Origin of the sequence: Dyadobacter sp. NIV53 (assembly GCF_019711195.1) — a bacterium.
Lineage (GTDB): Bacteria > Bacteroidota > Bacteroidia > Cytophagales > Spirosomataceae > Dyadobacter.
On sequence record NZ_CP081299.1, the window covers coordinates 4,875,130 to 4,898,277 of the forward strand.

Sequence of the window (23,148 nt, forward strand, 5' to 3'; positions counted from 1 at the left end):
TGACCGTTTATTGTTGCATCCCTAACAGGATTTTGGTAAAAAGAATATTTTCAATCCCGTCAGGGATATAACAACATTACATTCACTACAAACCAACAAAAAACGTCTTTTAGTTTCTGCTGGTTCTCTTATCTCATTCTTTAATACAAAATGGAGATTCTAAACCTGGATCAATTTCCATCCGCCAATCCTGAACCGCCAGATTCCCAGTAATGCAAGAATCGATTCAGCAATAGGAACCGCTGCAAATACGCCAACCGGGCCAAAGTTCAGTACCATTGCCAACACATAAGCGACCGGAATCTGGATCATCCAGAAACATATCAGGTTCAGGACTGTCGGCGTTTTGGTATCTCCTGCGCCATTCAGCGACTGGATAACCACCATACTATATGCGTAAAAACCATAACCAAGACAAACCACTCTCAGTGCCAGCTTTCCGGTTGCTATCACATGAGCGTCAGTCGTAAACCAGCCCACAATAGCTTCGGCCCAAATGAACATAAACAGCGAAATACCTACCAGAAAAATCAGATTGAACAAAGCACAACGCCACACCGATGCTTCTGCGCGTTCAGGTTGTTTGGCACCCAAATTCTGCCCGACCAATGTTGCTGCCGCATTCGCCAGTCCCCATGCTGGTAATAATGTAAACATAATGACGCGGATGGCAATGGTGTAACCCGCCACCACATCGCTTCCAAATTCTGCCAGAATACGTGTCAGGAAAATCCAGCTCGCAGATGAAACCAGAAATTGCCCTGTTCCACCTGCTGCCACTTTGATCATGGTTCTGATCGTTTCCCTGTGCGGACGAAGGTCTTCCCAAACCAGCGCCAGTGTTTTATTGACTTTCGCAAGTGAATAAAGCTGGTATGCAACACCGATTGAACGTCCCATGGCAGTTGCCAGAGCGGCTCCGGTTACACCCAGTTCAGGAAAAGGTCCGACGCCGAAAATCAGTAACGGGCCAAGGATCATATTAAAACAATTGGCAATAATTAATGAACGCATGGCGGTTGATGCCAAACCTGCGCCACGTAATGCACCGCTCAGTGAATACAGTAATATCACCACCGGGCTGCTTAGAAACTGGATCCTTGCAAAGTTTGTCCCCGTTTTAATTACTCCGGAATCTGCTCCCATAATCCGCAGAATATCACCCGCGAAAGTGGTGCCGATTACCGCCACTACCGAAGATATGGCCAAAGAAATAAGAATAACCTGCCCGATCGCACGCCTTGCCTGTTTGGTATTGCCTTCCCCGACACGCCTTGCAATGGTTGCGGTAGCAGCAGTGCTCAATCCGATGGCCACGGAATAAACCAGTGTGATAACCGATTCGGTAAGCCCGACAGTTGCAACAGCTTCTATACTGACTTTGGAAACAAAAAAGATATCGACAACGGCAAAAAGAGATTCCATGACCATTTCCAGGATCATGGGTACTGATAATAAAAATATAGCGCGATTGATGCTCCCTTCCGTAAAACTTTCCTCGGAGCCACTAATAGCCTGTCTAAGCAGTTGAAACCACTTTTTCATGGGTGAAATAATCTGTTTGAAGTATAAAAAAGATAAAACTGCAAACGTAAGCAGTCTGCAGAAACTGAGTCCTGTAAAAGGACCGGAATGACGGATTGGCTATGATTAGCCGAGGATGACCACCAACATAGGCTTAGAATTTTGGCAAAGATACAAAACTGTTTTTTTAATATTCAAACAAAAAAATGGATTTATATAAATGGAAAATGTAATTTCACCACACAGGCGCATGAACTTTTGGGCGCATTAAACCGTTGCCAATCTACGCTTTGAGGTAAATACAGGCAGGAATTTGCCGCTTTGCCGTCATTTAAGAAAATAAAGATTAGTGCATGATAGAAAAGAAAAAGTCATATTCAACTGCCGTAGAGCAGGAAACAGCTATTCTGGTAGCTGTCAGTACACAGAAACAATCAGCCGAAAAAACAAAGGAATACCTGGAAGAACTTGAATTCCTGGCCACTACACTGAATGTTAAAACAGTTAAAACCTTCACACAGAATCTTGAACGTCCTGATATAAAGACTTATACTGGAAAAGGTAAACTGGAAGAAATTTCCATTTTCGTTACTGCAAATCCGGTGGACATGGTCATTTATGACGATGACCTGAGCCCGTCGCAGGTACGTAACCTGGAACTTGTTTTTAAGGATATTAAAGTGATCGACAGAAGTTTGCTGATCCTGGATATCTTCGCTATGCGTGCCCATACTGCCCAATCCAAATTGCAGGTTGAGCTGGCGCAATACCAGTATATGTACCCGCGTCTGACACGTTTATGGACTCACTTAAGCCGTCAGTCAGGGGTAGGAGTAGGGATGCGCGGTCCGGGTGAAACCGAGCTGGAAACGGATAGGCGTATTATCAAGGAAAGGATCGCATTCCTGAAAGAGAAACTTGAAAAAGTAGACCGCCAGAGTTCAACACGTCGTAAAGAGCGTGACCGTCTGGTGCGGGTAGCCATTGTGGGATATACCAATGTTGGAAAATCCACACTGATGAACAGCCTGTCCAAAGCGGATGTATTTGCAGAAAATAAACTGTTTGCTACCGTGGATTCGACTGTTCGTAAAGTGAATATGGAAAATATTCCTTTCCTGCTCACCGATACCGTTGGATTTATACGCAAACTGCCAACCATGCTGATCGAGTCGTTTAAATCGACATTGGACGAGGTACGTGAAGCGGATATTTTATTACACATTGTAGATATTTCCCATGTTTCTTTTGAAGAACATCTGGATGTTGTAAATAAAACGCTGGTTGAAATTGGCGCTGCCGATAAACCAACAATCCTGGTTTTCAACAAGATTGACCTTTACAAGCCAGCTCATCAGGATGAAGAACTGGAAGACGAAGATCAGCCCGTTGCGACTGCACAAAGCATTCTGGAACAGCTGAAAAAGAGTTATCTTGTTGACAAGGCAGAAAAAGTTGTATTTATTTCAGCCCAGAAAAAGGAGAATATTGATGAGTTACGCAGCGTAATTTTCAAGATGGTAAAGGAAAAACACTTTGCTATTTATCCGAATTGGCTTGATCTGGGATATACTCCTGTAGAAACAGAAGATTAAGTGTTTGTAATTCAAACGAATTTTCACGAGTTTTGCACCCCGATTGATGATTAAGCCACTTTAAGATAGCTATCGCAAATCGTGGATTAAACGTTGAAAATTAAGACTGCGTAGTTCAACGGATAGAATAGGAGTTTCCTAAACTCTAGATATGGGTTCGATTCCCGTCGCGGTCACCAAGAGGGCGTCTCAAATTCAAATTGAGGTGCCCTCATTCGTTTCGATTTTCTTGTATTAGGATTTGGTGGTTTGGTAGCATTGTTAAAGCTAACAAGGCTATATAACAGAATATGACGAAAATAGGACCTTTATGCAGCCCTTTTTCTAATATTCTGTGCTATTGCAAGCAATCCCCACTCAATTTCGACCTTGTGCTTACCACGAAGCATAAACCGGCGGAATCCGTGGTTATTTTTAATATTACCAAAGACAGGTTCTACATCAAAACATCGCTTCTTTCGTTTTTCAATACCTTCTTCACTTTTCAAAAGTTCGTCTGCTTTCTTTTTCTGTCGTTCCAAATTCACATTGACCTGAATAATCCTTTCACTTTTCGACTTGTGACAGACACCGTTTAGTGGACATCCCTGACAATTGATAGCCTTGTAGAGTTTGGCTGTCTGCTCAAAACCCGTGACTGTTTTGCGTTTGCTGTTACCAATGTAGCGCATCTTCTGGCCCATTGGACAGATATAATGATCTGCCGCAGCGTTGTAAAAAAGCTTATCAGCACTGAATGGGTGCTTTTTATTGTAGGCGCGATTTTGACGCTTATCAAAGAGGCTATACTTTACATAAGCAGTTACATTTTTCCCTTCCAGCAAAGTATAATTTTCTTCCGAGCCGTAGCCAGCATCGGCAGTCAAACATTTGGGTGATGCACCAAAACTGTTTTCATGTTGTTGAAGATGCTCTGCAAGTGTGTTGGTATCAGTCGTATTAGAATGGATCGTGTAATTGACAATAAACTGGTTCGAAGTTGATATTTGCACATTGTAGGCCGGTTTAAGCTGACCATTTTTCATGTGATCTTCTTTCAGACGCATAAATGTGGCGTCAATATCAGTCTTACTGTAACTATTCCGCTCGCCTAAAATAGCCTCCTGCTTTTCGTAACGTTCGATATTGACCGGATAATGTTTGGTAACATACCCCAGTTTGGCCTTCATCTTCTTGTCTACATTGTCTTTTCCAGCCAGCACCTGATTGAGTTTATCAACAGTCTGCTGGACTTTTTCTTTATTGATCGTAGTCAGGTCTGGTGGATCTGGTAGGTTATCTTCACTGGCAGCAACACTCTGAGCATATTCCCAGATATGGGCCAGCTGCTTTTTCATCTTTTCCTTATTGGTCGTAATCGCCTTCTTCCACACAAAAGTATATTTATTGGCATTAGCCTCGATTTTCGTGCCATCTGTGTACACTTCTTCAATACTCAAAAATCCTTCCAGAGCAAGCAGCTCCACCACCTGCTCAAAAACAGCACGCAGTGCATTTTTCAAACGTACGCCCCGGAACCGGTTAATTGTGTTATGATCAGGATAGCTCATCGAGCTCAGGTACATAAAGTAGATGCTCTCCTTGCAAGCTGCTTCTAACTTCCTACTCGAATAAATGTTGCTCACGTAGCCGTAAACCAAGACTTTCAATAGCATCTGGGGATGATAACTGGATGAGCCTGTTGTATGATAAGCAGCATTCAACGGCTCTAAACTGATCCTGTTTACGATATCATTAACCACACGACAAGCATGATCTTTGGGTATCAACTCATCTAAACTTGGGGGTAAGAGCATCAACTGATGTTGATGATAAGGTTTGAAAGTAGGCTGTCGGCGTCCCATTTTTCCTGATTTGCTTATACCTAAAGATAATCAATTTCAGAAAAATAAACAACTCAATAAACATGAAAAAAGACTGCCTTTTTGAGACAGCCTCGACTCAGCAAACAGGCTGGTTTTGAATCTTTACGGTAAGTACCTGAAAGGCAAAAATGATCGTCGCTGGCGGATTGAACACGCACAGATAGTATCACCCGAGGACATTTCAAAGTTTGGAAAATTCAGTGTTATTCCTTCCGTACAACCTACGCACGCTACTTCGGATATGTATTGGGCGGAAGCAAGGCTTGGAAAAGAAAGAGTGAAAACCGCGTATGCCTTTAAGGATTTGCTCAAACAAAATGGGAATATAGCTTTCGGAAGTGATTTTCCTGTGGAGCATTTCAATCCATTATTTGGTTTCAATTCGGCAGTGGCCAGAAAGGATGCAAAAGGATTTCCTCCGGGTGGTTTTCAAATGGAAAACGCAGTGAGCCGGGAAGATGCTTTGCGCGGCATGACGATCTGGGCTGCTTATGCCAATTTTGAAGACAAAAACCGTGGAAGTATTGAGAAGGGTAAATGGGCGGATTTCGTAATTCTTGAAAAAGATATTATGAAAGTGGCTGAGAACGAATTAAGAGATATTAAAACGTTGCGGACGGTCATTGCCGGGGAGACGGTTTTTCGTAGGTAGTAGGTTGCACAGAGAACCACTGAGTAAAAAAAGAGAGCCACAGAGTTTTTATATTCTTTGTGGCTCTCTTTTTATCTCTGTGAATCTCTGTGTAACCTCACCAATACTACATATCCCAAAACTCCCGATAATATTGAACCGCAAAGTATTGAAAACTTGGCTTCTGCCAGAATCAAATGCATGCCCGGAAATGACAACAGAGCAATAAAAACGGACATTGTGAAACCTATACCACCCAGCATCCCAACACCGATGATCTGACTCCATTGTGCACCGGTTGGCTTACTGCAAATTCCTGCTTTTACACTAAGCCAGGAAAGTAAGGAAATCCCCAGAGGCTTACCGATTACAAGTCCAAAGATAATTCCCAATCCCAAAGTCGTAGTGAGCCCTCCAATCATTTCAGGTTCAAAACGAATGTTTGTATTAGCCAGTGCAAATAGTGGCATAATAACAAAATTCACAGGGTTTACCAGAATATGTTCCAGTTTTTCTAATGGAGATTCCTTGGCATCAGGCAAAGTGGGAATAGCAAATGCAGTCAATACACCAGCAATGGTGGCATGCACACCCGAATGATGAATAAAATACCAAATAAATAGACCTGGAATAAGATAAGCCGCCAGATTTTTGACGCCAATTTTATTCATTACAAGCAATGCAGCAAAAATCCCTCCTGCATATATCAAATAAGTATAATGCAAGTTGGAAGAATAAAATATGGCAATGACCAGAATAGCCATCAGATCATCCACAATGGCCAGCGCTGCCAGAAATATCTTTAACGACGCAGGTACCCTTTTCCCCAGCATGGTAATAACAGCAATAGCAAAAGCAATATCCGTTGCCATCGGAATACCCCAGCCAGCAGCAGTTTCGGTATTTCTATTGAGAATGAAGTAAATTGTAGCCGGAGCAATAACTCCTCCCAGTGCAGCAAAAATCGGTAATGAGGCTTTTTTAAAAGACGACAATTCACCTTCAACCAGCTCACGTTTTATTTCCAGCCCAACCATCAGAAAAAAAACAGCCATTAAGCCGTCGTTGATCCACAACAAAACGGGATATCTCAAATGAACGCTTTCTGAATTAAATCCAAGTTCCGTTAATAGTAATTTTTCAAATGCAGAACCCAACGAAGAATTTGCTATGATAAGAGAAACAAATACACATGCAATCAGGATAACTCCTCCTATTGACCCGGATTGTAAAAATTCCTTAAAGGACTTTAAATTAATGCTTCTGACCATATAGGTAAAAGTAAGTAAAAGACAATTGGAAGCATTAAATAATTGGACAATAAAGCATTTGGCAAATTTTCATAACACATGGTGAACGGAATACGAAATATTGCACTTTTTTAATATCCTCCTGTCATCATTTCAAACCTATATACGACAAAACTTCATGATAAATAAAAATTAAAAACACTTTAAACACCTCATCATCAATAAAAACCATTCATATAAACAATCGTTCGTTCATTCACATTTGTTTACATCAGAATGAGAAAAGCAGTTAGATTTGTAACGTCAAATAAGACAAAGACAAGAATCATAAATATATAAAGCCATGAAAAACTCAATCACAACATTCATTTGCGCAATGGCGCTTACTACAACTTTTGCATTTGCTAATACAGAAGATAAAGCAGTTTCAGTAAAAAATTCATTACCCGCATCAGTGCCGGTAATCGAAAGCCCTGCACCACAAAATGTAAAATCCGCAGGCGCTTATAATAAATATACACCTGCTCAGAAAGCCTCAATTGTAGAGCTTAAAGTAGTAAAGACTTCGAATAAATAATTAATAAGGTTAAGTTGGGATTAAAAGGGAGGGCTTGTGTAGCTTTCCTTTTTTTATGCATTATCTACTCCACATTTGGCAATTGAAGTAGGATCATAAAAATCTCCCTTTGACGGCCATCTATAAACCGGAATCCGTTTCTATCATAATAGCCATCTTCTTCCGGCATGATACGGACATGCCTGATAGCATTTATAAAAATCAAATTGCAGAAAATGGCAGATCAACTTTTTCCTGCTTTTTGCCACTGCGCCGCCGTTCAAAATAGATATTACCCAAAGTCAAAAGTAACAGGCCAATACCAAATTGCAGGTAAGAAAACTGCATCAGCACTTTTGCCCAACTCATGCTTTTCATGAAAAATTCTTTGTATAGCAGCAAAACTGCGCTACCCAGATAACCAATACTTTCGCAGATATAAACAAAAAAACCAGCATTGGCCTTCATTCTGAACAAGGCAATCATACGTTCAAAAACCACACTTTGAAGAATTGTGTAGGACAAAAACATTCCCAGTCCTATCAGTAACATCCAGTAAAAGCCATCAATCAAAGCTCTTTCGAATAAAAAAGTAGCCAGGCCAGTAATACACATCCCTGAGAGCAGAATTACATTAGTAAGACGAAATCCAATGAGATTATCTCTTACAAAAGCCAGGCTTCCTATTACGACCAAAACGATAATTGCCGTAATCATTTCCGTTGTGGAAAGTACGCTGCTCGCCCAGTTCGCATCCAGTTCGTTCCAGATCTCAATGGTAAAATTGTCCCTGAAATCGCGCCCAACAACGAGTATGGCATAACACACTACAAGACAAATAATCGGAAACCCGAATTCTTTCATCACCGTACTTTTGTTTTCCCCGGTCATTGGCGTTCTTTCCGTTCTTAAATTAATGTCTTCCTGTGTAGGTGCCGGAATTACTGACAGCATCCAGACAAACAATAAAAACAGCGGTAAAAATAACAGGCCCATAAAAAAAGGCATCCAGAATTCTGATATAAACGGCAGCAGTTTATGGACTTCAATGTAAGTGGTTTTCAAAATACCAGATGCTACTACCACGCTTATATTTAATCCCATAGCAAGCATTTCGGTAAATCTTCTCCCTTCCAGAAAACTAAACACAACACCATATACCATTCCCAACGGCAGACCATTGATAAACAGAAAGATGAAATTATACGGAAAAGGAACGAGTCCAAAAAACAATAATGCGATTTCTGCTACGAGTATCAATGAAATAATCAGCTTAACTCTTGAACTGTGTTTTAGCTCAGAAATGACCTTGATTCCTGCAAATTTGGAGAGCGTATATCCTGCAACTTGGGAAATGATCAGGATTGTTTTATAACCAATATCCCATAGTTCCAGTCCATGATACAAACCGGCGTTGAAAGGCTTACGGAAAGCATACATACAAAAATACGCACCAAAAGATGCGATAACTGCCCAGGTTATGAACAGTACATTTGATCGTAGAAGCGCCTGTTGTAACCGCATAATTTAACTTTTAAGTTCAAACAGAGATGAAGCTATTTCCAGAGCATTGTTTAATATCCCTAATGCAGTCGTCAGTTCTTCTCTTGTGATCGTCAGTGGCGGCGATAGCTGAACTACATTACCCTGCGAAACTTTAAAACTCATGCCATTTTTCAGGCACTCGTACATCACAATTTCGGCTTCTTTAACTGCCTTTTCCTTTGTATTTTTATCTTTTACCAGTTCAATTCCCCAAAGCAATCCAACACCCCTGATATCTCCGATCAATGGAAATTTTTCTTTTAATTTGTTCAGTTCATCAGCCATGAAAAGCGCATCTTCCTGCACTTTTTCCAAAATTTGATTTTGTTCGATAAATTCAAACATAGCCAGCGCGGCCACACTGCCTAACGGACTTTTTTCATGGGTAAAATGCCCTAGCGAAACGCTTTGTGCCACATTATAACTGTTTCTTGCTACAATTGCCGCCATTGGCATTACGCCTCCGCCCAAACCTTTTCCCAGACAAATAATATCAGGTTCGATATCGTAATGTTCGAAGGCAAACATTTTTCCGGTACGGCCAAAGGCAATCGGGATTTCGTCAAGGATCAGTAAAACTTTATGTTTTGTACAAATTTCACGCACTTTTTTCCAGTACGCTTTTGAAGGAATCTGGACATCAGTATTACGTATTGTCTCAATGATAAATGCACCGATATCCCCTTCTTTTTCAATCACGTATTCCAGATAATCCGAGTAAGCCAGATCACCGTTTCCGGCAGATACAAATGGGCCACGATACGTCATGGGCGGCGGAATCCGTTCAACTCCTGGCATCATAGGGCCCATATCTTTCCGGAAATCCAGCTCACCACCAGCCGAAATTGCATCCAGCGAAGCACCGTGAAAAGAATCCCAAAGTGATATGATTTTATGTTTACCGGTAACAACACGTGCCAGTTTGAGCGCCATGCTAATGGAAGAAGTACCACCGGGAGCAAACAAAACGCGGCTGAGGTCACCTGGTAAAAGGCTTCCTAATTTTTTTGCCAGTTCAATGGCCGGAACATTGGTATATCGTCTTGGAGAAAAGGGCAGGATATCGAGCTGTTCCTTTATTTTGTCAATAATATAAGGATTTCTGTAACCTAACTGGTGCACATTATTCCCATGAAAATCCATATAGCGCTTTCCGCTGATATCTGTCAGATAAATACCTTCACATGAAGCCAGCACATCCAGACAAGGTGTAGAAAGTGACTGATGCAGGAAATGTTCAGCATCTTCTTCCAGGTACGAAAGTGTTTCGGGATCAGTAATCACCGTATACCAGTCGCGCCGTGCAGATGATAAATTAATATCACCTTCTGTTCTGTTGTGTACTTCTGTCATTAGTATGGCCTTAAGCGTAATTTAGAGAAAATAGTTTGTCTGAAATGACGTTAGTGTTCAACCAATAAATGGCCGAACACTAACGTCATTTTTAATCTGTACAACACATTTATGAATTTAGGAATAGTCATTTACTTCACAAAAAGTTTGTCAGCCGGAATCAGTTGTTTGGCCATACCAGGCGCTTTATAAAAAGCATCAAGCCAAAAACCACCGTCATTATTATAATATTCCACGCGGATCGGATGTTTGCCAGCTGTAAGTTCAATCGAACCGGTTTCCTCCAACACACCATGATTTCCATCATTATCCACTACTTCTTTACCATCAACAAACAACTTACTGCCATCGTCCGATTGTGTGGAAAATGTGTATTTGCCCGCTTTGTCAATCTGAATAAAACCCTCAAATTTTAATGCAAAACTCGAATTACCTTTTTCAAGCAATGCATTCAACTGATCCAGATTGATATTAAATTCAGGGCTGATCCAGGATGAACCTTGTTTCATTTTAGCAAAAAAAGGAATCTTAGTCAGGGCATTTCCCTGATAAAAAGTTGTCGTCAGTCCATTTCCCAGCCCAGATTTTACAAGCCTGAAATATGCAGTTGAAAGTAAACTCGCATTGCCTTTTTCATCAAATGACCTGGCTTTTACAACAGTACTTTTATCCAGTGTAAATGGTGCTTTGTAGATTTGGGAAGAACTATCCGGATTACTTCCGTCAGTTGTATACCTCGTTACGCTTTTATCTGCTTTTCCTGCAATTGTAACAGTTGCCGTTTTGTCTACGTACAATCCTCCCGCCTGCTGATATAGCTTTCTTTCGGGAAATATGACTGGTGAAGCAACTGTTTTTTCTCCGAGCCATAAATTTTCAGGTTCGGAAAATCCCTCAAATACGGGTTTTACCGGACGACCGATCCAGGCATAGGGTTGCTTGATATTCAATGCAAAAGCAATGGTTGCAGCGAGATCGTACGTATACACCTGTTGTTCAATCTTGTATCCTTTTTTAACATCCTTGCCATAAAATATTCCTGCAATTTCTGCTTCCTGAGGTGTGGCGCCACCGTGTCCGTAACCTATTCCGCCATGATCTGCCCAAATGATGACCAGCGTATTTTCTTCCATCCCAGCGTCTTTAATACCAGTCAGGATTTTCCCGATCATTGAATCAGTTTTGGCTACCGCCTGATAATATTCGGGGGAACCATGGCCGCCATGGTGGCCGGCATGATCGACATGATCGAAATGAACGAAACCTAATGCTGGCTTTTTTTCCTTGATATAGCGGATAAAATCAGTTGCAGTGGAATCTTCTGTGGAAAGACGCTTGTCGTAATTCAGGGCATTTTTCTGAAATAATCTTCCGAAACCATCCCAATGATACACCGTTCCGATTTCAGCTTCTGGTTTTTCTTTGTGGAGGATACTGAAAATCGTTGGAAAACGGCCATCAGGTTCCTGCACGATTGGAGGCAGCGTATGGTCATCCATTTCCCAGTCGTTGTTAATAACGCCATGCTGCTCAGGGCCTGCACCCGAGATCATTGACATCCAGTTCTGGCTGCTGCTCGAAGTGAGCACAGTTCTCACGTTCCATTTTACACTACCGTTAGCAATCATACTGTCAATCACCGGCGTATTAGCTTTTTGAATACCATCCGGGCTTAATCCGTCCACACCAATGACAATTACATGTTCAATACCGGAAGGATATTCTTCTGAACTTTTTGTACATGATGTCAGTAAAAAACCAGCAATCAGTAAAATGGACAGGGCTTTTGTAAGCATAATTTTTAAAAGGGTTAAAGGATTAATGGTTAAGGGTAAAACGGTTAACGGTTAAGATGCGAAGAATGAATTGGTTACCAAGCTACCGGTTACCCTCAATGAACCCTTCGCCATTTAACCATTAACCATTTAACCCTCTACCCAATTTTAATTATCCCACCAAACGTGCGTTTTCAGATCATCGGCTCCTCCTAACAAGGTTACGCCTTTGGCATAATTAGCCTCGTTGATCCGTAGCTCGTCGGCTGGATAAAACATTCTTCTTGGCACATAACCAGGTCCAACCGGGCCAACCGGAATTGCTGGAATACCTGTTCTTCTCCATTCTGACCATGCTTCGTAACCGACCATATATAATGAAATCCATTTCTGAACAGCTATTTTTTCGAGCTTCTGTGCTGCGGTCCCGGCGTAAGCGACTGTACTTTGTTTGAAATAGGTGTCATCAGCTGTAATGTCTGCTGAGGTCAGTTTCAGATAGGATGTTCCAAGATTGGCAGGAATACGCGATGCATAATAAGCAAACTGATCTTTGATCGCATTGGTATAATAAGTGCCCGCAGCCGTACTTCCACCTGAAATATATCCTTTTTCAGCAGCTTCTGCCAGTGTAAACTGTACTTCGGAATAGCTGAGCATGATTCCTTTTCCTGCTTTTGATGACGCCAGATCCGGACTGTACTGAATTGACATCCATAACATTCCTGCCGGTGAAGTTACATTGTTATCAGGGAATGAACCAATACCGTTCAAATCTCCCATGTATATAAATTTCGATGGATCAGGACGGTTTCCGTTTGCATCAATTGCGCTGCTTGCCGGCGTTGGAAGTGCATACACATAGATCCGTTTATCATTCATTGTTTTCAGATAATCCACCAGTTGCCTGGTTACTTTGGTATCTGTTCCACCATTTCCTGACCTGTAAAACGGAGATTCATTGGCAGGAATGTCAGCAAGATATTCAAGCGCGGCCTGATCTGCATTGGAAGCAAAGAGCGGATAAGTTGTTGGGTCATCCACAATTTTTTTCATTGCTGCCGATGGATCAACTCTTTTAGACTGGCGCATTAATAAACGCAGTGTCAACCCATTTGCAAATTTCTTCCAGTTACCTGTATTTCCGGCATACAAAATATCGCCCGTTACCGTTTCGCTTCCTGTACCAAGAAGGCCGTTCGCTTCTGCAAGATCCGAAAGTAATCCTGCATACACTGCTTCCTGGGATTCATAGGCTGGCGTACTGATTCCTAAAAGTTTGGCATTCGCAGCTTCACGAAAAGGGATAGGGCCGTAAATGTCAGTCAGGTTCTGGAACATCCACGAACGCAGAACCAATGCTATTCCTTTGTAATTTTTCAGATTCTGTTCTTCTGATAATGCAATTACCTCATTCAGGTCCCGGATATAATCATAGTAACTCCATAAAAAATAACCGCTCGCATCGGTTCTTGCCCAGTTGCTGAAATTACTTGCGTAATCGGAAGCCAGTAAATTGGCAGCAATACTTCCGCGGTCGTACGAACTTTCGTAGTTTCTGTTAACAGCTGAACGAATTGCATTTGGCAAAAGCAACCCAACGTTGGTTACTTTATCAGGGGAATTCGGATTGGTATTTATTTCCTCAAAATCTTTTGTACAGCCAGCAACAAGCAGCAATATCAAAATTGGTATAAAACTTAACTTTTTCATGATTTCAGGTTTTGCCGTTTAGAAATTCAAATTCAGACTGATACCCATTTCCCTTGTAGAAGGCGTGCTCATGTTTTCAAATCCAGGGATCAGCCCGCCGCCGTCTGTGGCCGTAGTAACTTCCGGATCAAAGTGTTTGTTGCTTTTAGGTGTGATCAAAAACAGGTTTCTTGCTGTTACCGATATTTTCACGTTTTTAACAAACTTGCCATTTGCAATCCATTTTGAAGGCAGCGAATAGCCGATTGACAGCTCACGCAATTTGAAATAAGTAGAGCTGAAAAGCTGTGCTTCCGAAATATGATCCAATGGTTTTTTGATAAAATACCTTGCATTGGTTCCGTAAACTCCCGCACTGTACGTTCCGTCTGTACTTGTATTATTCGGCTGGTAACTTCCGTCGGCCATTTGAGCAGCACCTGGAATGTAGTAAGGCGCATCATATTCCGTTCCGGGAGCTCGTGCTCCACGTCCCAGTGCACTTTCTTCCAGCTGGCCTGCACCGGCTGCTTTGTTATAGAAACGGGATACAAATTTGCCACCAAACTGTCCGCCGAACATAAAGTTCAGGCTCAAACCTTTGTATGTTAGCTGATTGTAAATACCGCCGATCCAGTCAGGATGGTAATTTCCCAGATAAATATCCTCGGTAGTTCCTCGCGGATAAGAATCGTTGAAGATGATAACCTGCCCTTTCATCGGCCCTTCGTCAGTAACTCTTTGATAACCTGGCCCCCAGATTGAGCCCATTCTCTGTCCAACCCTTGCCTGAATAGAAGCATCTTCACCCGGAGCCGCCTGAACAATTTTATCAACCTTGTCTATTCCGTCGTCAACAAGAGATATTAACCTTCCTGTATTATGCGACCAGTTAAGCGTTACATTCCACTTGAAATCAGCTGTTTTAACCGGCACAATGGTAACTACGGCTTCAACACCTTTGTTTCTGATTTCACCCGCATTGATCTGTCTGCTGCCGGCTCCTGAACTTTGAACAGTAGGCAAACTGATGATCTGGTTTTTAGAAAGCGCATTGTAATACGTAACGTCGAAGCCTAAACGGCTATTGAAAAAACTGAAAGCAGTTCCGATCTCGTAAGTCGTGATAATTTCCGGTTTCAGGTTCGGGTTCAATAATCCGCCAGTTCCTACGAGCGCATAATTACTACCCCATGGCGAAGCATAATTGTATGTATTTTTCAGCGCATAAGGCCCTGTATCATTTCCAACTTTCGCCCAGCTTCCTCTCAACTGTGCCTGACTGAATACTTCCGGCAGATTAAATATACTTTTCAGGTTACCGTTCAAACTCACCGAAGGATAGAAATAAGAGTTGCTTCCTGCAGGTAACGTACTCGACCAGTCGTTACGTGCTGTGATATCCATGTACACGTAATCTTTATAATTCAGGTTGGCTGTTCCATACAAACTGTTAATCCGCTTTTTGAACTGGCTTGAACTTCCCGTTAAAGCTGTACCTGTGTTGCCAATGTTGTAAACTCCCGGAATTAACAATTGAGGAGCCGCCACATCTTCACTGTGCCCTGAGTTATCAAACCGGTTGCCACCAACTGAAAGATTATAACCGAAATCTCCGTTTCCGGCCGTATTGTTATAGGTCAGTAAAAAGTCTGCATTGCGTTCTTCATTTTTGATCTGAACAATTTCATAACGCCCGCTTTCATAATCTACCGTACTTACTGCCCATTGCATCGGCCTGAAATCGTTGTAAAAATCGTCGGCAACCCTTGCTTTTAATTTCAAATGATCATTAAATGCATATTCCAGGGCAATGTTTCCATACACACGATCTTTGTTCTGCCCCTTTGTATCCTGATATTGCAGGAAGAACGGGTTATTATGATTTTCACCGTAGTTATACTGAAACTGACGGATTCCTTCCAAACCCGGCTGCCAGTAACGTTTAAGACTGTTTATATTTACATTTCTACCCATCCAGGTAAAAAAGTACATAAACGTGTTACGTCCGTAACCGTTATCGGGCCTGTTATCGCTGGTTTGCCTTACATAATTGATATTAATGGAAGAAGTCAGTTTTTTGGAAAGCCTGTAACTGCTGTTCAGGTTTACCTGATAACGGTTCAGGTCATTATTTGGAATAACCCCTTTTTCGTTTAGCGAAGTAAGCGAAAGCCTGTAATCGCCATGTTCGTTACCACCCGAAAAAGCTAAATTGTTATAATACTTTTTACCTGTCGTAAAGAAATCTTTGATATTATTTGGCTGAGAAACCCATGGAGACTGAATGATGTCGCCACGATTATTTACAGCAACGTCGCCTCCGCGGAAACCATTAGTTGTCGGAGAGTCAAATTGTGCCCTCGTTGTGCCTATATCCATTCTTGGGCCCCAGCTTTCATCATAATCATCATTATTTCCACTCGGATAAGCCGACCAGCTTGCACCAAAGTTGGAGCCTTCGTACTGTCCGTTATTTCCTTGTCCAAACTGGTTCTGGAATTTCGGCAGCCTGCCAACTTTCGTCCCAAACATATAGGTGTTAAAGCTTACGCCTACTCCTTTTCTGTTCGTACCTTTTTTGGTAGTGATCACAATAGCACCACGTGCAGCACGTGAACCATACAAAGCAGCCGCAGCCGGGCCTTTCAAAACGTTAACCGACTCAATATCAGCCGGATTAATTTCAGAAGCACTGTTACCGTAATCGGCTGATCCCGTGTTACTTGTACCATCATTTCCAACCGGAACACCATCAATAATGAAGAGTGGCTGGCTTTGCAGGCCCAAAGATGATTCCCCGCGGATCACAATCCTGGCCGAAGAACCAACACCACCCGCTCCGCTGATATTTACACCGGCAATTTTTCCGGAAAGGTTATTAACAAAATTCGTTGCCGGAGATTCGTTAATTACATCACCTTTAATCTGTTGTGTAGAATACCCGAGTGTTTTTTCTCTCTGCTGATACCAAGTGCCGTAACCACAACTTCATTCAGTACATTGGTGTCTTCCTCCAAAGTAACTGAAATCTGTTTCTGGTTTCCAACCGTAACCTGCTGTGTTTTGTAGCCAATAAAAGAGAAAACCAGGATGTCCGACTCAGTATCAACACTGATTGAAAATTCTCCGCTGGCATTTGTAGATGTACCTTTCTGCGTGTCTTTTACAATAATATTAACACCCGGCAGCGACTGGCCTTTACTATCCGTAACTTTACCTGTTACATCATAAGCCAGCTTGCTGCCAGCATATGCATAGTCAAAATTCTCTCCTAACGGTTTACTATTATACGTGACCTTAACTAACTTATTCCGATTCTCCGTTTTGCCAGTTTCGGCAAGAAGCGTTCCATGGGTAGCGGCTAATACACCAAAGGCAATTAGTCCATACCTCATCAACAAAATGGGTTTGGCAGACGTAGGCTTCATACTATATTGGGTTAATTGTTTTCTGGTTCGAAAACCCGGAATTATTACAATTGCAATGACATCCGGGCGCTGTTCAACTGAATATGAATTGTTGTCAAAAACGCATCAATATCCCTGCCCCGCTCCGCTATAAATAATATAAGTATGCTGTGTGTGCTTATTCTGAATATGTTCCGGCTATTATTTCATCACAAAGTCCAAAAGACAAAGTCATGCCGTTTCCGCCCAGGCCATTAATGATAGTTACTCCGTCCTCAGGATAAATGACTATTTCATTTTTTCCGTTTTTCAGTTTTGGATAGATTCCGTGCCATGACTGGCTTATTTTAGGTGACTTAAACTGAGCAAAAGTTGCCAGATAATCCAGTATCATTGTATTGATAAATTCCCTGTCGAATGGATCGAACGTCAATGCGTATTCGTGCGAATCGCCTATTGTTATTTCACCCAAACCGTTCTGAGAAGCCATTACATGAATTCCCCACTTCAGGTATTCGCTGTATTGTTCTTCATAACGTGCTTTTAATTTGGGTAATGATGCTGCCGCTTTAAAGCCATGATAATGTATCAGGGACAAACCTCCGCACAATGACGGGCCGATTTTCCAGTCATCTGGCTGTGCTTCCAGGCGTAACATCTGTAATTTACATTTCGTTAGTGGCGCAGCTGAAAAGTGTTCAGGATAAAGTGTTTCAAAGTCCTGCCCGCTGCAGACATAAATCTCGTCTGCCGACCAATCTTTTAATCCTGAACTTACATTGGGGTAATTAATTTGGGAAACAGCAGTGTTCCAAACGAAGGTTACACCGAATTTTTCGGTGAGATAAGCAGGCACGGCAGCAATCGCTTCCCGCGGGTCCACAATCATTTCATCGTCGGAGTACAAAGAACCCAGCAAGCTATTTCCATTAACGGCCGGTGATTTTGCCAGCGTTTCCTGTGCACTCAACATGTTTACCGGGCGATATGCGCTTACTTCTGCAAACTGCTGAAGTACTTCGAGTTCATCCTGCTCATATGCCATATGTAAACTTCCGCCTTCATGAAACCAGCACTTGGCTCCGGTCAGAACTTCCTTCCATATACTTTTGGCATGCAAAGCTCTTTCATATAATTTCCCTTCCGGCTGACCAATGGGCCATATCATGCCAAAATTGCGGATTGAAGCACCTATTGCCTTTTCGGACCGTTCGATCACAGTCACTTTATAACCTCTGGAGGCCAGAGCACGGGCCGTGGCCAAACCAACAATACCTGCGCCAATAACAATTGCAGATTTACTCATGAATCACTTTCTTAAAGTTGAGTACTATTCCCTTTCCTGCGTTTTGTAAGCACGATCTGTTACGACAATATTCAGTATCTCTGAAATATTGTCGATAATATGTGTCGGTTTGTAAGGCAGTAATTCTTCACGGGTAAATGCGCCGGTTGTTACCCCGATCACAAATTTACATCCGGCGTTAATTCCCTCGTTGATATCTACTTCCGTGTCTCCCACCTTGGCAACATTTTCAGGAGAAGCAATATTTAATTCCTGCATAATTTTCCTGATCATGTCAGGATAAGGACGACCGTTGGCTACTTCATCACTTGCAACCAAAAAATCTATTTTATCTTCCCAGCCCAAACGGCCAATAATAACATCAGCTATATCTCTGGAAAACCCTGTATTGAGCGCAATTTTTACACCCGCCTCCTTTAAGGTACTGAACGTCTCTTCCACATCCGGCAACGGCGCAATCTCAGTGGTTGTACTGTAAAATTCAATCATTCTTTCTACGAATTCTGAATGGATTTTACTTATTAAATCAGTCGTAATTTTATCATTGGCAGACTCATGTTTTTCGAGCATCATTCTGATTGCCAATGGTTTTTCATAACCCATGATCGGATTAATTTCCTCTACGGCAACTTCATAACCATGAGATTTCATTGCTTCATGAAATGCAATCCCGACATAATTTTTGTCTTTGACAGTTGTGCCCGCCATATCAAAAACAACAAGTTCTGTTAACATTTATAATTTCTTATGATTGGTGAACTAATACTAAACTTTTAGGAAAAGGTAAGGATTTAGGAATTGTATTGTATATAAAAATTAACGTTGAGTAAAACTTAACCTGGCATCTCTGATTACTACCATAAACTACTGTTTGACTTCATAAAAATATTACGTATTTTCCTAATCACCAAATAAAAGTTCACAAATATTTAATTATTGAAAGAACTTAAACATTCTCTCCAACAAAATTAAGTACGATAAACGAGAAGTATATTATCTAAATGTTAATTAATACTGAACTTATGATAAAATTGGGATCAAACATAAGTTATATTTAAAAGTATGCGATTACATGGCCTCATTGAAGAAGTAGATAACGAGAAGCAGAACCTCATCGCCGTCGATACATTTGGGGTTATGTAGTTCGTTGGCATCAAAAAACATGGAATCACCCTGGTTAAGAATGTATTTGTTTTTCCCGACCGTATATTCCACAGAGCCTTTTAAAACATATTTAAATTCATAAGCATTCGTCTTGACCATTGGCCGGCGCGCATCCTTTTCGAGCCTTAACAACACCACATCTATATGATTGTCTTTAAACTGTTTGCTGAAAATCCTTTGATAAAAGAAACCTTTGGCGTTTTCCTTTGTAAACGGCTGGTAATCTTCCTGTCTGCGAATGAGCACATTATCACCGGGAGCTTTTGAAATTATGTCTTTAAAGAAGGCATTGAGGTCAATATCCAGCGCCTGGATCAGGCCAAGCATTACGGGCAGGGAAGGAATCGTCCGGCTGTTTTCAATCTGGGAAACAAGGCTTTTGGTCACGCCGGCTTCATTGGCAATTTCCTGAAGGGTTACGCCTTTATTTTTCCTGACTTCTTTCAGTTTATTGCTAATCTGAAAAAGGATATCTTCCTGCATAATGCTGTAATTAATAATGATGAGTAGTCAAAATTCAAACTATGATCATACAAGGTATAGCATATTTTGAAAATATGAAGGTTCAAACAACACCAAACCAGCAAAAAACACTGTAATTATTCCTGAACTGACTATAAATTACAGTGAATTTGATCAGCTCCCGGATAGTTAAACGTGTTGCTTACCTGACGGCACGCCGGAATAATTAACACTTTTTATGCAACAAACAGGTTGTATATAAGACACATTGTGGAAATCTAAATTGCCGTAGTATTCATATTTCCACATGTTCCATAAGAGCAAAATGTTTGTAGCTACAAGATAACCAACACATTTCCGGTAATGCCTCGTAGAAGCTACCCTATCTATTGCGGCATTTTAAAATTTTTAGCAATCAGCAGACTTTTGGGCACATTATTAACCGTCCAGCAAAGAGCAACATCATAAAGCTTGTCCGGCATTTTCTTAGGAAATGTTACAGAAAAGGAATTTACCAAAGGGTCCTTGTGCAACAACTCACTAAACCAGCCCTTATTTTGTCCCTGAATTGCAATTAAAAAAGGCTTACCCGTTTCACCTGCATTAAATAATGCCAGATAGATATTTTTTCCCGGGACATAAGATGGCAAATTCTTTATTTCATAATGAACTACCGGATAAATACAGCCTTCAAATTCCGGCAAATTAGGTTCAAGAGCGCTTGTAGCAGATACTTTGGATAATTGTTTTTGCTGTTTGGCTTGCTCTGCCCATTCAGCCATCTGGTTTTTAAAGTAATTGGGAAAACTGTAATTTGAATACAGCTTATAACCCGGGTCAGCAATTTTGAAATACTGATGAATAAAAAGTGAATGGCTCGAATAATTATAGGCATCTGCTTTCAGCTTATCCGTATGAAAAACAATGGCATTGTGATACTTTACATAAGATAATAAATTGAGAACTACCGCGCTGCACAAAAAACCGCTAAAAAATAAGTGCGCATATCGTTTGTTTTCGAGGCTACTTAAAACAAATAAGTAAAACATGATAAAAATACCCACTGAATAAATTTGAAATCGTACGGCAAACATACTTCCCTCTGCATCGCCAGCTCTTCCCAGAGCAATCATGAATGCACAAGCGAGTAATTTGAGAAAACATATTTCAGGAAAACTGATAGAGAAGCCCTTATGCTTCAACCTTGCATAGCTAAACTTCATTGCAATTATTACAGCGTATACAAGCAGTATAAATCCTCCCAGAATTGCAGACAATAAATTTACATGAGAATCTGAGATCACCTTTGTGATAGAACCGGTAAAACCAGTAAAACCTTTTAATACAATAGGTATTATTTGTGGAAAATGAGGGAAGACCGAAGATGAGGATAAATGAAAATCAATAAAAAACAGGTATAAATAAATGGTTGAAAAAATGCCAAAAAGCAGGCTTTCTTTACTTCTCCTTTGTACAATGAGCCAGACAAGCGCAATAGGTATCACACTCAGCCCATCCAGATTTGACAATGTTGCAGCGATAGCCAACGGAATGGAAAAATACCATATCCGGCGTTTTTCAGATTGCAAAAAGTAAAGGCAGTATAATGAGAAGGTGATAGCTAATGTCTGTTCAAAAGCAGTAATACTCCAGATATGGGTAGCATATACAATCGGAGAAAATAATAAAATAGTTACCGGGATAAAGTATAGGATGTTTTTATTAAAAGATTTAAATATCAGAAAAAATGCATGTCCTAGAAGAATCAAATTGAAAAATCCGGATATAATCATAATCCTGAAATCCATTTGCCCATTCAGAAAGTCAATGGTAAAACTGGCAAGGCGGGAGAAGAAAATCCGGTGATCGTTGTGTTGCTGTATTAAAGTCTGAAAAAAATAATCCGGAGAATTATGTATCTGATTGATCGTATGTAACAAGCCTTCATCGTCATCATAAGGCACATTTACTGCATGAGCGAACAAATAGGCCCCAAAAGTTAAAACGGGAAGAAACAACAAAAACAAGTATAAAAATAATCTCTGGGAAAAACGAAGCATAGAAAATTTGTGGTAAAGCACCGCAAACTTACGGAAGATATAGAATATCGTTATGCATACATTGATAAGTTTTAACGGTAAAACAGGCAAACAAAATGAAAAAGGAATTTCAAACAGGTGATTTAAAGAATGGAAAAATGAAAATAAAAAGAGTAAAACAGCACGATAATCTCTCAAAATAAAATATTGCTATTTTTAGTAAAAATGTTAAAATAATACACATATTAATCATTAAGCCAATTTTAGTACTGCGATAGTTAATATTCTCAACACAATCATATTTTTTTATCTTATATTTGATAAAGAGATTTAAGAAATTATAATCCTTTACTACGTTATGAAGAATTACCGCAGCTGCTCGGATGAGGATCTAACCTCCCTGGTGAAAAACGGGGAGGAAGCTGCATTCGATGAAATCTACAATCGATACTGGGATAAATTGTATTACACGGCACATCGCATGATGAAGTCGTCGGAGCTTGCAGAAGAAATCACGCAGGATACTTTTATGCTTTTCTGGATTAAAAGAGAGACCTTAAATATCCAGTTGCTTGGCCCCTATCTGGCAGCCATGCTTCGGTATGAAGTTTACCGTGCACTTGCTAAATCAAAGCAAGCGCTGGAACTGGAAAAGAATATTAAAGAGCAATCTGTTTTTTCGGTTTCCATAGATGAGGAGATTGAGAACAAATTATTGCTGGAAATTATTACCGATCTTACCAATCAACTGCCCGAAAAATGCCGTTTGGTTTTTCAATACAATAAACTGCAAGACAGATCATTACCTGACATTTGCCAAGAGTTGAATATTTCCCAGAAAACGGCAGAAGCACATCTGACAAAAGCACTAAAAGTTGTCAGAACGAATTTTAGTAATGTGGCTTATCTTCTTTTGCAAATATTCCTTTTTTCCGGGCACTGAAAGTCCAGTTACATTGCAACGTGATTGTGGATTCTACT

Annotated in this window: 16 protein-coding genes, 1 tRNA gene and 1 pseudogene; 5 read left to right on the forward strand and 13 right to left on the reverse strand. The window is 40.8% G+C overall.

Translation table 11 applies throughout. The annotated features are described in order from the left end of the window. Window positions 1–159 precede the first annotated feature (159 nt). Complete coding sequence (locus KZC02_RS20055; RefSeq protein ID WP_221390325.1) at window positions 160–1,545, reverse strand: MATE family efflux transporter; 1,386 nt, start codon at window positions 1,543–1,545, stop codon at window positions 160–162. 332 nt (window positions 1,546–1,877) lie between these two features. Between KZC02_RS20055 and hflX the strand changes: the two genes are divergently transcribed. Both hflX and KZC02_RS20065 read left to right on the forward strand, forming a co-directional pair. Then, the gene (gene hflX / locus KZC02_RS20060; RefSeq protein WP_221390326.1) at window positions 1,878–3,119 is read left to right on the forward strand and encodes a GTPase HflX; all 1,242 of its coding nucleotides are present in this window, start codon (window positions 1,878–1,880) and stop codon (window positions 3,117–3,119) included. 104 nt (window positions 3,120–3,223) lie between these two features. Then, a tRNA-Arg gene (locus KZC02_RS20065) sits at window positions 3,224–3,298 on the forward strand. Window positions 3,299–3,427: 129 nt separating this feature from the next. Here KZC02_RS20065 and KZC02_RS20070 read toward each other — a convergent pair. After that, on the reverse strand, window positions 3,428–4,963 hold the full coding sequence (locus KZC02_RS20070; RefSeq protein WP_221389638.1) for an IS1182 family transposase: 1,536 nt from the start codon (window positions 4,961–4,963) through the stop codon (window positions 3,428–3,430). Window positions 4,964–5,057: 94 nt separating this feature from the next. On the opposite strand from KZC02_RS20070, the pseudogene KZC02_RS20075 reads away from it, so the two are divergent. Beyond that, a pseudogene (locus tag KZC02_RS20075) lies at window positions 5,058–5,636 on the forward strand (amidohydrolase); the annotation flags it as partial. 71 nt (window positions 5,637–5,707) lie between these two features. On the opposite strand, the gene nhaA reads toward KZC02_RS20075, so the two are convergent. Further along, window positions 5,708–6,886: a Na+/H+ antiporter NhaA gene (nhaA, locus tag KZC02_RS20080; protein ID WP_221390327.1), complete on the reverse strand. Its 1,179-nt coding sequence runs from the start codon at window positions 6,884–6,886 to the stop codon at window positions 5,708–5,710. 322 nt (window positions 6,887–7,208) lie between these two features. Between nhaA and KZC02_RS20085 the strand changes: the two genes are divergently transcribed. Then, window positions 7,209–7,442 carry a hypothetical protein gene (locus tag KZC02_RS20085; RefSeq protein ID WP_221390328.1) on the forward strand — a complete coding sequence of 78 codons (234 nt, stop codon included), beginning with the start codon at window positions 7,209–7,211 and terminating at the stop codon, window positions 7,440–7,442. Between the two features lie 201 nt (window positions 7,443–7,643). Here KZC02_RS20085 and KZC02_RS20090 read toward each other — a convergent pair whose 3' ends face one another. From KZC02_RS20090 to KZC02_RS20135, 10 genes are all read right to left on the reverse strand, one after another. Further along, the gene (locus KZC02_RS20090) at window positions 7,644–8,945 is read right to left on the reverse strand and encodes a DUF5690 family protein (protein WP_221390329.1); all 1,302 of its coding nucleotides are present in this window, start codon (window positions 8,943–8,945) and stop codon (window positions 7,644–7,646) included. A gap of 3 nt (window positions 8,946–8,948) precedes the next feature. Continuing rightward, window positions 8,949–10,319, reverse strand: a complete 1,371-nt coding sequence (locus KZC02_RS20095) for an aspartate aminotransferase family protein (RefSeq protein ID WP_221390330.1) — start codon at window positions 10,317–10,319, stop codon at window positions 8,949–8,951. Window positions 10,320–10,450: 131 nt separating this feature from the next. Beyond that, window positions 10,451–12,115: an alkaline phosphatase family protein gene (locus tag KZC02_RS20100; RefSeq protein ID WP_221390331.1), complete on the reverse strand. Its 1,665-nt coding sequence runs from the start codon at window positions 12,113–12,115 to the stop codon at window positions 10,451–10,453. A 147-nt stretch (window positions 12,116–12,262) separates the two neighbouring features. Further along, window positions 12,263–13,807 (reverse strand): SusD/RagB family nutrient-binding outer membrane lipoprotein, encoded by a 1,545-nt coding sequence (locus KZC02_RS20105; RefSeq protein WP_221390332.1) that lies wholly within the window; start codon window positions 13,805–13,807, stop codon window positions 12,263–12,265. 18 nt (window positions 13,808–13,825) lie between these two features. Then, window positions 13,826–16,714 (reverse strand): SusC/RagA family TonB-linked outer membrane protein, encoded by a 2,889-nt coding sequence (locus tag KZC02_RS20110; protein ID WP_229254407.1) that lies wholly within the window; start codon window positions 16,712–16,714, stop codon window positions 13,826–13,828. Continuing rightward, window positions 16,699–17,217 carry a carboxypeptidase-like regulatory domain-containing protein gene (locus KZC02_RS20115; RefSeq protein ID WP_221390333.1) on the reverse strand — a complete coding sequence of 173 codons (519 nt, stop codon included), beginning with the start codon at window positions 17,215–17,217 and terminating at the stop codon, window positions 16,699–16,701. The genes KZC02_RS20110 and KZC02_RS20115 overlap by 16 nt, the downstream gene beginning before the upstream one ends. 157 nt (window positions 17,218–17,374) lie before the next feature. After that, window positions 17,375–18,502, reverse strand: coding sequence for a TIGR03364 family FAD-dependent oxidoreductase (locus KZC02_RS20120; protein WP_221390334.1), 1,128 nt, complete (start codon window positions 18,500–18,502; stop codon window positions 17,375–17,377). A gap of 24 nt (window positions 18,503–18,526) precedes the next feature. Then, entirely contained in the window at window positions 18,527–19,237 is a 711-nt protein-coding gene (locus tag KZC02_RS20125; RefSeq protein ID WP_221390335.1) for an HAD-IA family hydrolase, read from the reverse strand. 333 nt (window positions 19,238–19,570) lie between these two features. Continuing rightward, window positions 19,571–20,149 carry a helix-turn-helix domain-containing protein gene (locus KZC02_RS20130; RefSeq protein WP_221390336.1) on the reverse strand — a complete coding sequence of 193 codons (579 nt, stop codon included), beginning with the start codon at window positions 20,147–20,149 and terminating at the stop codon, window positions 19,571–19,573. 365 nt (window positions 20,150–20,514) lie between these two features. After that, window positions 20,515–22,188, reverse strand: a complete 1,674-nt coding sequence (locus KZC02_RS20135; protein ID WP_221390337.1) for a hypothetical protein — start codon at window positions 22,186–22,188, stop codon at window positions 20,515–20,517. 337 nt (window positions 22,189–22,525) lie between these two features. Here KZC02_RS20135 and KZC02_RS20140 point away from each other — a divergent pair, with 337 nt between their 5' ends. Beyond that, window positions 22,526–23,110, forward strand: coding sequence for an RNA polymerase sigma factor (locus KZC02_RS20140; protein ID WP_221390338.1), 585 nt, complete (start codon window positions 22,526–22,528; stop codon window positions 23,108–23,110). The last annotated feature ends 38 nt before the right edge of the window (window positions 23,111–23,148 follow it).